The organism is Wohlfahrtiimonas chitiniclastica DSM 18708 (genome assembly GCF_000375345.1).
Taxonomy (GTDB): Bacteria; Pseudomonadota; Gammaproteobacteria; order Cardiobacteriales; family Wohlfahrtiimonadaceae; genus Wohlfahrtiimonas; species Wohlfahrtiimonas chitiniclastica.
Window position 1 is genome coordinate 74,488 of record NZ_AQXD01000002.1, and the last position, 11,669, is coordinate 86,156.

The window sequence follows — 11,669 nt, forward strand, 5'->3', positions numbered from 1 at the left end:
GTATCTCCTATTGTTCAATTATTGTGTTTCGCGGCGCCATGTGGTTTTGCCTTGCTTATCTTCAAGGACAACATTGCGCGCTTTGAGTTCATCGCGGATGCGATCTGATTCTGCCCAGTTTTTATTGGCACGGGCTTCATTGCGTTCAGCAATCAAGGCTTCGATTAAATCAGTGTCATCATCGCTTTGGTTAGGGGCACTTTTTAAGAAGTGATCCGGGTTTGCTTCTAATAAGCCTAGTACATTGCCTAAAGTTTTGAGCACCACATAATCTTTAGGATCATGATGTTTATTATAAAGATTGGCCGCTTCAAACAATAAATCAATGGCTTGTGGTGTATTGAAATCATCATCCATCACTTTGCTAAAACGCACAGCAATTGGATGATTTGGGTCAAAGGCTGGCAATTCCTCAGGTGCATCATTCAGGGCTGTGTATAAACGGCGTAAACCATTCCAAGCTTGATTGAGCAAATCATCTGAATAGTTCACATGGGTGCGATAATGGCTGTTGAGCATGAAAAAGCGCAATACTTCTGCCGGAAAATATTTGAGCACATCACGAATGGTGAAGAAATTCCCAAGGGATTTACTCATTTTTTCGTTGTTGATGTTGATAAAGCCATTGTGCATCCAGTAATTGGCCATGGGCTCTTCATGGTAACCTTCAGATTGGGCGATTTCACATTCATGATGGGGGAATTTTAAGTCCATGCCGCCGCCATGAATGTCAAAATGGTTGCCAAGAGTCTCTTTACTCATCACAGAACACTCAATGTGCCAACCTGGGCGACCTTGTCCCCAAGGCGAATCCCAGTAAGGTTCACCAGCTTTAGCACGTTTCCAGAGCACAAAGTCTAAAGGATCTTCTTTGTCAGATTGCACTTCAACGCGTTCACCTGAGCGCAATTCATCAATGTTTTGGTTGGACAATTTGCCGTAATCTTTAAAACTACGTACGCGATAATACACATCGCCATCGGGCACAGCATACGCAAGCCCTTTGCTGATCAATCCCTCAATGAGTTCAATCATGCCTGCGATGGCATCTGTGGCACGCGGCTCTGAATCTGGCGTTAATACATTGAGTTTTGCGCAGTCTTCATGCATTGCGTTGATGAATTCATCGGTCAATTCATGGATGGTGATGCCGCGCTCATTCGCACGCTTGATGATTTTGTCATCAATGTCTGTAATGTTACGCACAAAGTGCACATCAAACCCTTTGTGCATCAAGTAACGGCGGATCATGTCAAAGGCGATCAAAGAGCGCGCATGGCCAATGTGACAATAGTCATACACCGTCATGCCGCACACGTACATGCGAATTTTATTGGGCTCAATGGGGATGAAATCTTCTTGTTGGCGCGTTAAGCTGTTAAAAATAGAGAGCATAAGTGTGTCCGTGTGTTAAAAAAAATGATCTTATATCCTACCATGATGGGGACATTTCTGAAGCTTTCAATACAATAAGACTTTGGGAAACGGTCACTTTCCTATATTCTTTAAAGATGAATCATTATGATGATAATAAAGGAGCGTGAATGTTACTGCATTCCATCGAAATCCAAGGATTCAAAGGGATTCGTGAATTAACGATCAACCTCAATGATGATGTGAGCGTTTTAATTGGCGAAAATAGCTGGGGGTCATCGAGCCTCATTTCAGCCCTTGCCATGATCACAAAAGAGAACTTTCTCTATCAATGCCAACCGTATGACTTTTTTGAGGAGCGCGATTGCCCAAATGATTGCCTGCGCGTGCGTTTTATTTATCAAGAGCATCCGACAGAAAAGCCGATTTTGCCGATTTATCCTGAGCTTAAAGCCATCAGTTATCTAGACGAAGGCGACGCGCCACGCATCTGTTATGAAGTGAGCGCTCGTAAAATGCAGGACACTGTCATCACGCAGCATTGTTTTGTCGATGGCATGCGTGAACCGATTGTGGTGGATGATTTTGAAGCGCGTTTGCAATGTTTGATTGACCTCAATCCATTGTTGATTTTGCGAGGCAGCGCGGCCTATGAAGCGGTGACGCGTAAAGATAATGAGCGCATCGAGTCGTATTACAATCTTTTGGTGCAGCAATTGACGAAAGACACTCATCAATTGACCGATCGCGAGTTAGAGCAGGGCTTATATGCCGCAACGCTTCTTTTAACCTATTATTTGGTGAGTCACAAAAGTACAGAAGAGCACATCCGTAAACCGACGTTAGAAGATTGGCAGGTGCTGGATAAAATCAATGATTTATTGGATCAACTTGATAACTCGGCGGCGCGCAATGTGATGATGCGCTTTTTTACGAGCGTAATTTTCCATCGCATGGGTTATTCATTGTCTGAACATGCATTGCCGATTCTGTTTTTAAAAGATTTTGGTGGCAGCATTCATCCGACCATCATGTCTGTGGGCATGCGCTTGCTTGGCAATTTGCCCATTCAGAAAATTCTAACGAGCAACAGCAGTGATTTAATTCCGATTGTCTCTTTGCACAATGTGTTGAGGATTTCTCGTGCGGACAATGAAATCGTGGTCAATCAAGTGCTGCCAAATGTTTTATCAAAAAGCACGCAGCGCAAAGTGACGTTTCATATTTTTCATCGTCGCCCGATTGCGCTGTTTGCCCGTTGTTGGTTTTTAGTGGAAGGCGAGACAGAAATTTGGCTCTTAAAAGAATTGGCTGAAGTGTGCGGCTATAATCTCAGTGCAGAAGGCATTACGCTGGTGGAATTTGCCCAATGTGGTGTAATGCCGCTTGTGGAGTATGCACAAGCGATGGGCATTGAATGGTATGTGATGGCTGATGGCGATGCGGCCGGTAAACATTATGCAAAATTGGTGCGCACGCACTGTAAAAATAAAGATGAGTATTACCGCCATGTGACGCGATTGCCTGCGCGAGACATTGAAAATTTCCTCTTTCAAAAGGGCTTTAGCCGCGTGTACAAAGAGATTGCTTATGGTTCTGATGATTTTGTGGATAAACCCGTGCATGAGATCATTCAAAGGGCGGTGCAAAAAACATCAAAGCCAGATTTGGCCATTGCTGTGTGTGATCACGCAAGGCTGCGTGGCATGCGATCTGTGCCGTTGTTATTGCGTAAGACTTTTGAGAAGGTGATAAATTTATCAAAAGGTACGCCGCAATCATAAACCGTGTATACTATAATTATGAAGGCGATAGCAAAGATAGTGCGCCACGAAGTTACATTAAGTAACTCATGCAATTAAAAATATTAATGGTTCGAGTTTAGTATTTTAATGGGTAATATCCTTGAATATATGGCCGTAAATATATAGTATGAATGCGTCAAGTATGTTCTTTCAATTAACTTAAAAGGAGTATTAACATGGATGTTGATTTCACTTTTGGTAACTCAAAAACTGTTGGTGATCGTTTAGATGCGTTTGAAGTTGTTGGCGTAAAACCAGGCTTTAACCACCACGAAGAAAACGGCGTATCTGCTTTTGAAACAATCAATGAAAAATCTTTCCCAGGTAAATGGAAAGTGATCTATTTCTATCCAAAAGATTTTACATTCGTATGTCCAACTGAAATCGTTGCTTTTGACAAATTAGCAAAAGATTTCGAAGACCGTGATGCTGTATTAATGGGCGGTAGCGTAGACAACGAATTCTGTAAACTCGCTTGGAGACGTGATCATAAAGATTTAGACAAATTAGGTCACTACTCTTTCGCTGATGTGAAAGGTGAATTGGTTGATATGTTAGGTATTCGTGATCAAGAAGCTGGCGTTGCACTTCGCGCAACTTTCATCGTAGATCCTGACAACGTTATCCAACACGTATCTGTAAACGGTTTGAACGTAGGTCGTAACCCTTCAGAAGTTTTACGTATTTTAGATGCGTTACAAACTGACGAATTATGCCCATGTAACCGTCAAGTGGGCGGCGAAACTTTATAAGTTTTCGTTCCACACTGAATATGAGCCACGCTATTTGCGTGGCTTTTTTTTCGCCCGTGGATGAGCCGCATCAAAGATTTTCGATAAATGCCCAAAATCTAAATGGGTATAGATTTGCGTTGTGGAGATGTCCGCATGCCCAAGGAGCTCTTGCACAGAGCGAATGTCTTGGCTTGACTCTAAAACATGGGTCGCCATGGAGTGACGAAACATGTGCGGATGGACTTTCAGGCTTTTCCCCATCTTATCGGCAATGTGTTTGACCCGATTGCTCACTTGGCGGGCAGTCATGCGTGTGCCACGTTTGGTGATGAAGAGAGCTTCATCTAAGTTTTTCCATGTGGCTCTGAGCATCAACCATTGCTCAATTGCCTCTTTCGCTTTTGAGCCAAGGGGCACAATGCGTCCTTTGCCGCCTTTACCATCGATGACTTTCACCTCAAGATTGCTTAAAGAGACATGATTGAGATCTAATTGCGTCAATTCAGATAAACGCAAACCGGTGCTGTAAAAAAGCTCACAGATGGCAAAATCACGGGTTTCAAGTTCAGTCTCTGCTGTTTGATCGAGCATTTGCGTGATGGTATCTACCGCAATCACTTTGGGCAGCGATTGCTGTACTTTTGGCATTTTCACTAAGCGTGCAGGATTGGCCGTGAGAATGGCTTCCTCCACTAAATGGTCAAAAAAGACACGGATGCCCGCTAAATGAGTTTTTAAACTCGTTAAGGCTAAAGGGCGCTGAAAACACTCATGCTTTTTATCGCCTTTGTTGCGGTAGATGATGTACTTTTGCAATAATTGCTGGTCGCATTGCACCCATTCTGTCAGCCCTTGATCTTCTAGATGGCGCGCTAATTGATGGAGTGCTAAGGCTTTCGCCTCAACGCTACGTTCGCGGTAGCGCTGGGCAAACTTGGCTAAGAAATCATCAATGGTAAGCTGTAAATTACTCATAGCTGTGGCGCATGTTGCGCAACAATTGACGATCTTTTTTATCCGGGGCTTTGTCAGGCTTTGGCGTGTGCACAAGCTTACGCATTTCACGATCAGCTAAGCGTTTGGCTAAACTCTCTTCGGTTTCGTGATACAAAAGCTGAGCTTTTGGGGCAGGGCCGCGCACTTCACTCAAATCATCAATGATGATGACAAATGTTTCGCCCGCTTTTTCGATGACAAGCGTATCCCCGATTTTAATCAGGCGGGCAGGTTTGGCATTGTCACCATTGACGCTCACTTGGTGTTTTTCAATCGCTTCGACTGCTAAACGACGCGTCTTATAAAAACGCGCCGCCCATAACCATTTATCGAGTCTCATGGCTCGGCTCTGCTTGTGAAGAAGTTTCTTCAGCATCAGCTGCTTGCGCTTCTAATGCCTCTTCTTCTTTTTCAGACAAAGTGATGTTGAGTTCAAGGACATCAAAACCATCTTCTTTATCCATTGCCACTTTGATTTGATCACCATCAATGGACATGTATTTACGCACCACTTCTAAAATGTCTTGCTGCAACGCTTTTAAGAAATCCGGTTGCTGAGACGGTGAGTTTTGGTTGCGCTCATGGGCGACGATGATTTGTAAACGCTCTTTAGCGATGGATGCTGAGGCTGTTTTCTTTCTTCTTTTAAATAACGCGCTGAACATGCTTTAACCTCCAAACAGTCTTTGGAAGAAACCTTTTTTCGTCGCTTCAATGAAGCGATGGGGCTTATCTTCGCCAAGGAAGCGTGCCACGATATCTTCGTACGCTTGTCCGGCATCGGATTCAGTTTCTAAAATGACAGGTGTACCCGCATTCGAGCACTGTAATACGGCTTCTGACTCTGGCACAACGCCAAGGAGTGGAATGCCAAGAATTTCTAACACGTCGGTCACAGAGAGCATGTCGCCAGATTCTGCGCGCTCAGGGCTGTAGCGGTTTAACACAAGATGTTGTTTGACCTCTTCACCATTTTCAGCTTTTTTGGTTTTGCTTGCTAAAATGCCTAAGATGCGGTCAGAATCTCGCACAGAGGAAACTTCTGGGTTTGTGGTCACAATGGCATCATCTGCATAATACATCGCAAGTTGCGCACCTTTTTCGATGCCCGCAGGCGAATCACAGATGATGAATTTAAAATCCATCTCTTTTAAGCCATTGATGACTTTTTCTACGCCTTCTGTGGATAAAGCATCTTTATCACGAGTTTGGGAAGCTGGCAAAATGAAAAGATTTTCAAGACGCTTATCTTTAATGAGGGTTTGTTGAAGGGTCGCTTCATCATTGACCACATTCACAAAGTCATAAACAACGCGACGCTCACAGCCCATGATTAAATCAAGGTTACGCAAGCCCACATCGAAATCGATGACCGCTGTTTTATGACCGCGTTTTGCCAAACCTGCTGCGATGCTAGCACTTGTTGTGGTTTTGCCAACGCCACCTTTACCTGAAGTTACAACTATTACACGTGCCACGTTTTTACTCCTAAGTTTTATGTTTAAAATTCTTTGGTCAATGGTTCAATGATCAATTCATCTTTATCCAAATAAATTTGTACCGCCTTGCCACGCCAATCTTCGGTGAGTTCTTCGATCACTTTATATTTTCCGGCGATGGAAACAAGCTCAGCTTCTAACGATTGACAAAAAATTCTAGCCAAAGTGTTGCCTTTAACGCCCGCTAATGCGCGGCCACGCAAAGGGCCATAAATGTGAATGTTGCCATCTGCTAGAACTTCAGCGCCTGTATTGACGGTATTGATGATCACTAAATCACCATGGTGATACACCTGCTGACCTGAACGAATGTGGCTTGAGATCAATTTAACAGGATCAGTCGCCACTTCAACAGTTTTTTCTGCCACTTTAGCCGCTTCAACCTTTTCTTGTGCCGCTTTTTTATCTTGTTCGGCTTTGTCGTATCTTGGTTGAATGTTCGGGAAAATGGGCCAGCCGCTGCGTTTAGCTTGTGCGAGCAAATTTTTTGGAATGTTATGGAGTGCCACCGGAATGATGCCTTGGTTCGTCAATAAATTCTTGAGCCACGCAAAATCTAAGTGGTGCGTGTTTTCCGGTAATTGGCTTAAATCAACAATGATGGGCAATTGTTGAAAAAACTCAGCAGACTCTGAAACTTTTGCATTCAGAGACTGTTCAAAATCTTTTAAGTCGTTTGACTGTAAATGAAGAACGGTCAAAGTGAATAGACCGCCCTTCAATTGAAAACAAGGTTTAGACATGAAGAATAAATCCTAATTAGTGATCGTGACCACCTGCATGGACGTGACCATGTGCCAATTCTTGTTCTGTTGCATCACGAACATCCACAACATCAACGTCAAAGTTCAATGTTTTGCCCGCTAAGAAATGGTTCGCATCTAAAGTGATGTCATCGCCTTCTACGCTTAAGATCACAAAATGACGTTGATGACCATTTTCTTCTGCTGCGATCATGCCGCCTGCTTGAATGTCATCAGAATCTTTAAAATGTTGGCTGCGGCTGATCACAAATACGTTTTCATCGCTGCGAAGCCCGTAACCTTCTTCAGGTGTCACGCTAAATGCGATGTTTTGACCAGCTTCTACACCGGCTAAAGATTTTTCAAAGCCAGGGATCATCATGCCAGCGCCGTGGATGTAAGTTAATGGTTGCTCTTGACCTTTGTTGCTGTCGATCACATTACCTTGGTCGTCTGTTAATGTATAGAAAACAGATACCACTTTATTCGGTGCAATGCTCATTATAAAATCCTTTCAGTTTTTCGGTTTATAAGTCTCTCACTATACAGCAAACAGTTGCCAACAACTAGATGCAATCGTTGCTTTTTGTCATAAATAAGCTCCCTTTTAGGGATAAAAACACCTATAATGGCAATAGTTTTTGTGTAGGGGATTATCAATGAGTCAAAAAACATTAAAGCAGTTAGCCGCCGAAAAAGCGTTGACATACATTTCAAAAGGCGAGCGTTTAGGTGTGGGCACAGGCTCCACTGTTGACTGCTTAATTGCGTTATTACCAGAGGTTCGTCATCACATTGATGTGGTGGTTTCAAGCTCTGAACGCTCAACAGAACAATTGCTTGAATTAGGATTTAAAGTGTTGCCAATGACGGATGTGGAATCGCTCACATTGTACATTGATGGCGCCGATGAAATTAATGACAAATTACAGATGATCAAAGGTGGTGGTGCCGCTTTGACGCGTGAAAAAATCGTGGCAGCGCATGCAGATCGCTTCATTTGTATTGCCGATCAATCTAAATATGTGGATGTATTGGGTAAATTCCCATTGCCTGTGGAAGTGATTCCGATGGCGCTTGGCCATGTGCAACGCGAGTTGAACAAATTAGGTGATGCGCGCGTGCGTGAAGGCGTGATCACAGACAATGGCAATCCGATCATTGATGTGTTTGGCTTAGAGATTACAGATCCCGTTGCCCTTGAAACCCACATTAATCAAATCGTGGGCGTGGTGACCAACGGTATTTTTGCCCATCGCCCAGCAGATGTGTTAGTACTAGCGACTGACAATGGCGTTCAAGTGATTGAGGCAAAATAAGTGCTACCCAAATCTTTTCTTCAAAACGCATTTTTTGTGGTGGCCATTGGCGGTTTAGCCTATGTTTCGATGACGTTGTACAACGAAAACAATGCGCTGACTTCGGAAAAATCACCGTTTCCACTCTTTGAGATCAAAGGGTATGATTTGGTGCGTTTTGATGCAAAAGGTGATCGCATTTATACGATTAAGGGCCCTGAGTTAGAGCATTATGACGATGATCGGGGCTCGACATTACAGCATCCGTTTTTAACCCATTTTACTGATCAAGGTGGCATTGATTGGACGGCGCGCAGCGATGAAGCGATCGTCAATGAAGATCAATCCTTGATTACGATGAATGAAAACGTGGTGCTCACAAAATACAATGCTGAGAATGCGAAAACCACCGTATTGAACACCTCGCAATTGTATGTCCATAATAAGGGCGAAAAAGTCACCAATGATGTGTGGACCAAAATCCGCTCTTATCCGAACAACACCATCGAAGGCATTGGCCTCATTGGCTATCCGAATCTCGGGCAGTTCAACTTATTAAAGGATGTTCACAGTTATTATGAAACCATTCAAGATGAAAACACTCAGTAGTTTGCTCGTGGCTTTTGGATTGTGCACGATGGCGCATGCCTTGCCAGAAGACAGTGCTGAACCCATTAAAATCACCTCAGATACGGGCGGTTATGATCATCAGATCAACGAAGGCTTTTATGATGGCAATGTGGTGATGGTGCAAGGCACATTAGAGATTCATGCCGATCATGCTCAGTTTAAAATGGTCAATGATGAACTTGAAGAGGTGATTGCTAAAGGCAATCTCATCAAAATTAAATATCTCCCTGAAGCCAATAAACCTTGGGTGTTTGGGGAAGGTGAGCGCTTAGAATATTATCCTAAGAAAAATCTATTGGTGCTTAGCCAACGCGCAAAACTCACCCAAGAAGATGATGTGGTGGAAGCCAATCGCATTGAATATGATACTGTCAATAAAAAAGTGCGCGCATTGAGCAATCAAAAATCTGATCGCGTCTTCTTTGAAATCAAGCCAAAAGGAAAATAGCATGCAATTGAGAGCCAAAGAACTCGTTAAGCGTTTTAAAAAACGCACCGTGGTCAATGGGGCTTCATTCCATGTGGACAGCGGTGAGATTGTGGGTTTGCTTGGCCCAAATGGTGCAGGGAAAACCACAAGCTTTTACATGACTGTTGGGTTGATTGTTGCCGATGAAGGGCATGTATTTTTAGGCGAGCACGACATCACAAAATTACCGATGCATGAGCGCGCCCATCGTGGCATTGGTTATTTGCCACAAGAAGCCTCCATTTTCCGTAAAATGACCTCGCGCGATAATATTTTAGCCATCTGCCAAACCCGTAAAGATTTGACGAAAAAAGAACAGCACGAATTGGCCGATCAGTTGCTGGAAGATTTTAAAGTGACGCACATTGCCAACTCGCTTGGCATGTCGTTGTCAGGCGGGGAACGTCGCCGCGTGGAGATCGCAAGAAGCCTTGCGCTCAATCCCAAATTTTTACTGTTAGATGAGCCCTTTGCCGGGGTTGATCCTTTATCGGTTGCGGACATTCAGACCATTATTTTAGAGCTGTCCGCGCGCGGCATTGGGGTTTTGATCACAGATCATAACATTCGTGAAACGCTCAGTATCTGTCAGCGTTCGTACATTTTAAGCGGTGGGCAGGTGATTGCCGAAGGTTCAACAGCTGAGCTTTTAGACAATCAGATCGTGCGCACTGCCTATTTAGGGGATAATTTCTCACTGTAATCATGGCTGAATTTCTCTTTTACGATTATGAAACCTTCGGGATTTCACCAAAATATGATCGCATTGCGCAATTTGCGGCAATCCGCACGGACAGCAATTTCAACATCATTGGTGAACCCATCAATATTTATTGTCAGCAAGCGGACGATTATGTCCCCTCGCCTGAAGCCATTTTAATCACGGGCATTACGCCAGATTATTGTAATGAGCACGGTTTGCCTGAACATGAATTTGCCCGCAGGATTTATGATGAGTTCATGAAGCCTGATACTTGCGTGATGGGATTTAACTCCATCCGCTTTGATGATGAGATGACCCGTTATCTCTTTTATCGTAACTTTTTTGATCCCTATGCATATGCATGGAAAAATGGCAACAGCCGCTGGGATGCTTTAGATTTAGTGCGTGGTGTGTATGCCCTTCGTCCTGAAGGGATTGAGTGGCCAAAGATTGATGGTAAAACCAGTTTAAAATTAGAATCGCTCACAAAAGCGAATGGTTTAAATCATGACAATGCTCACGATGCCTTAAGTGATGTTTATGCCACGATTGATGTACTCAAGCTCATCAAAGAGAAGCAGCCGCGCTTTTATGATTATTTCTATCAGCACCGCCGCGCTAAAGATCTCGTGCCCATCATTGAGCAGCATTTTGGGCGACCGTTGGTGCATGTTTCTGGCATGTTTGGGGAACACAATGGTTATCTCTCTGTCGTTGTGCCACTTACTATGCATCCTTGGAATAAGAATGCTGTTGTGGTTGTGGATTTACGCGGCGATTTAGATGAGTTGCTCAATTACAGCGCTGAAGAGATTAAAGCGGCGATGTACACAGCGAATGAAGATCTTGGCGAAGGCAGAAGCCGCGTGCCATTAAAGCTCATTCATCTTAATAAATGCCCGATCATTTCACCTGTGAATGTTTTAAAATACACAAAAAATTTATATGGGTTAGACCTCAATGCCGCGCTTGATAAAGTCGCCATTGTCAATGGTCACCATGCGGAGCTTGAACGAAAAGCGCGCGAAATTTTTGCGCCAACAACTGCGCCCTCTTATGATGATCAGCCGTTATTGTCCCGTGTAGAATCGATGTTGTATGATGGCTTTTTTGAATTCAGCGATAAAAAAATCATGGAAGAGATTCCTTATTTATCCGAAGAAGCGTTGAAAAATAGCCATTATCAATTTAAAGATGCACGCATTGCGCCGTTGCTCTTTTTGTATCGTGCAAAAAACTTTCCGATGAGCTTAACGAGTGAAGAGTATCAAGAATGGGAAGCGTACTGTGATGCACGCCGTGAGCGCACGCTTTGTGAACAGCAAGCTGTGTACACGGCTAAAGTCGCTGAATATGCGAATGATCCTGTGAAATCGAAGCTGCTGGCCGATTGCCGCTCGTTATATTTTGAATGATGT

13 protein-coding genes and 1 pseudogene are annotated in these 11,669 nt (G+C 43.7%); 7 read left to right on the forward strand and 7 right to left on the reverse strand.

What is annotated here, in order from left to right; all coding sequences use genetic code 11:
* Window positions 1–18: 18 nt before the first annotated feature.
* On the reverse strand, window positions 19–1,395 hold the full coding sequence (gene cysS / locus B143_RS0104840) for a cysteine--tRNA ligase (RefSeq protein ID WP_018122421.1): 1,377 nt from the start codon (window positions 1,393–1,395) through the stop codon (window positions 19–21).
* A 149-nt stretch (window positions 1,396–1,544) separates the two neighbouring features.
* Here cysS and B143_RS0104845 point away from each other — a divergent pair, with 149 nt between their 5' ends.
* The gene (locus B143_RS0104845) at window positions 1,545–3,158 is read left to right on the forward strand and encodes a DUF2813 domain-containing protein (protein ID WP_018122422.1); all 1,614 of its coding nucleotides are present in this window, start codon (window positions 1,545–1,547) and stop codon (window positions 3,156–3,158) included.
* A gap of 197 nt (window positions 3,159–3,355) precedes the next feature.
* Window positions 3,356–3,931 (forward strand): peroxiredoxin, encoded by a 576-nt coding sequence (locus B143_RS0104850; RefSeq protein WP_008316196.1) that lies wholly within the window; start codon window positions 3,356–3,358, stop codon window positions 3,929–3,931.
* Between the two features lie 30 nt (window positions 3,932–3,961).
* On the opposite strand, the gene B143_RS0104855 is transcribed toward B143_RS0104850, so the two are convergent.
* The 6 genes and pseudogenes from B143_RS0104855 to B143_RS0104880 form a co-directional block, all read right to left on the reverse strand.
* Window positions 3,962–4,888: a tyrosine recombinase XerC gene (locus B143_RS0104855; protein WP_018122423.1), complete on the reverse strand. Its 927-nt coding sequence runs from the start codon at window positions 4,886–4,888 to the stop codon at window positions 3,962–3,964.
* Window positions 4,881–5,249 carry an RNA-binding S4 domain-containing protein gene (locus B143_RS0104860; RefSeq protein WP_018122424.1) on the reverse strand — a complete coding sequence of 123 codons (369 nt, stop codon included), beginning with the start codon at window positions 5,247–5,249 and terminating at the stop codon, window positions 4,881–4,883. The genes B143_RS0104855 and B143_RS0104860 overlap by 8 nt, the downstream gene beginning before the upstream one ends.
* Before the next feature lie 67 nt (window positions 5,250–5,316).
* Window positions 5,317–5,574: pseudogene (minE, locus tag B143_RS0104865) on the reverse strand (cell division topological specificity factor MinE); the annotation flags it as partial.
* A gap of 3 nt (window positions 5,575–5,577) precedes the next feature.
* Window positions 5,578–6,387 (reverse strand): septum site-determining protein MinD, encoded by an 810-nt coding sequence (gene minD, locus B143_RS0104870; protein ID WP_008316202.1) that lies wholly within the window; start codon window positions 6,385–6,387, stop codon window positions 5,578–5,580.
* A 23-nt stretch (window positions 6,388–6,410) separates the two neighbouring features.
* Window positions 6,411–7,151: a septum site-determining protein MinC gene (minC, locus tag B143_RS0104875; RefSeq protein ID WP_018122425.1), complete on the reverse strand. Its 741-nt coding sequence runs from the start codon at window positions 7,149–7,151 to the stop codon at window positions 6,411–6,413.
* Between the two features lie 16 nt (window positions 7,152–7,167).
* The gene (locus tag B143_RS0104880; RefSeq protein WP_008316206.1) at window positions 7,168–7,653 is read right to left on the reverse strand and encodes an FKBP-type peptidyl-prolyl cis-trans isomerase; all 486 of its coding nucleotides are present in this window, start codon (window positions 7,651–7,653) and stop codon (window positions 7,168–7,170) included.
* A 157-nt stretch (window positions 7,654–7,810) separates the two neighbouring features.
* Between B143_RS0104880 and rpiA the strand changes: the two genes are divergently transcribed.
* Genes rpiA through sbcB form a run of 5 tightly spaced genes read left to right on the forward strand, consistent with a single transcriptional unit; the run spans window position 7,811 to window position 11,666 of the window.
* Complete coding sequence (rpiA, locus tag B143_RS0104885; protein WP_018122426.1) at window positions 7,811–8,470, forward strand: ribose-5-phosphate isomerase RpiA; 660 nt, start codon at window positions 7,811–7,813, stop codon at window positions 8,468–8,470.
* On the forward strand, window positions 8,471–9,058 hold the full coding sequence (gene lptC / locus B143_RS0104890) for an LPS export ABC transporter periplasmic protein LptC (protein ID WP_008316209.1): 588 nt from the start codon (window positions 8,471–8,473) through the stop codon (window positions 9,056–9,058). It begins immediately after the preceding gene.
* A complete protein-coding gene (gene lptA / locus B143_RS0104895) occupies window positions 9,042–9,527 on the forward strand; it encodes a lipopolysaccharide transport periplasmic protein LptA (RefSeq protein ID WP_018122427.1) in 486 nt (161 codons plus the stop codon). Before lptC ends, lptA begins: the two co-directional genes overlap by 17 nt.
* A gap of 1 nt (window position 9,528) precedes the next feature.
* Window positions 9,529–10,251, forward strand: coding sequence for an LPS export ABC transporter ATP-binding protein (lptB, locus tag B143_RS0104900; protein ID WP_008316211.1), 723 nt, complete (start codon window positions 9,529–9,531; stop codon window positions 10,249–10,251).
* 2 nt (window positions 10,252–10,253) lie between these two features.
* Window positions 10,254–11,666 carry an exodeoxyribonuclease I gene (gene sbcB, locus B143_RS0104905; protein WP_018122428.1) on the forward strand — a complete coding sequence of 471 codons (1,413 nt, stop codon included), beginning with the start codon at window positions 10,254–10,256 and terminating at the stop codon, window positions 11,664–11,666.
* Window positions 11,667–11,669 lie beyond the last annotated feature (3 nt).

Bases quoted from the DNA above. Each gene is read 5' to 3' on its own strand.
- cysS (WP_018122421.1), bottom strand. From the start codon at position 1,395: ATGCTCTCTATTTTTAACAGCTTAACGCGCCAACAAGAAGATTTCATC.
- B143_RS0104845 (WP_018122422.1), top strand. From the start codon at position 1,545: ATGTTACTGCATTCCATCGAAATCCAAGGATTCAAAGGGATTCGTGAA.
- B143_RS0104850 (WP_008316196.1), top strand. From the start codon at position 3,356: ATGGATGTTGATTTCACTTTTGGTAACTCAAAAACTGTTGGTGATCGT.
- B143_RS0104855 (WP_018122423.1), bottom strand. From the start codon at position 4,888: ATGAGTAATTTACAGCTTACCATTGATGATTTCTTAGCCAAGTTTGCC.
- B143_RS0104860 (WP_018122424.1), bottom strand. From the start codon at position 5,249: ATGAGACTCGATAAATGGTTATGGGCGGCGCGTTTTTATAAGACGCGT.
- minC (WP_018122425.1), bottom strand. From the start codon at position 7,151: ATGTCTAAACCTTGTTTTCAATTGAAGGGCGGTCTATTCACTTTGACC.
- B143_RS0104880 (WP_008316206.1), bottom strand. From the start codon at position 7,653: ATGAGCATTGCACCGAATAAAGTGGTATCTGTTTTCTATACATTAACA.
- rpiA (WP_018122426.1), top strand. From the start codon at position 7,811: ATGAGTCAAAAAACATTAAAGCAGTTAGCCGCCGAAAAAGCGTTGACA.
- lptA (WP_018122427.1), top strand. From the start codon at position 9,042: ATGAAAACACTCAGTAGTTTGCTCGTGGCTTTTGGATTGTGCACGATG.
- lptB (WP_008316211.1), top strand. From the start codon at position 9,529: ATGCAATTGAGAGCCAAAGAACTCGTTAAGCGTTTTAAAAAACGCACC.
- sbcB (WP_018122428.1), top strand. From the start codon at position 10,254: ATGGCTGAATTTCTCTTTTACGATTATGAAACCTTCGGGATTTCACCA.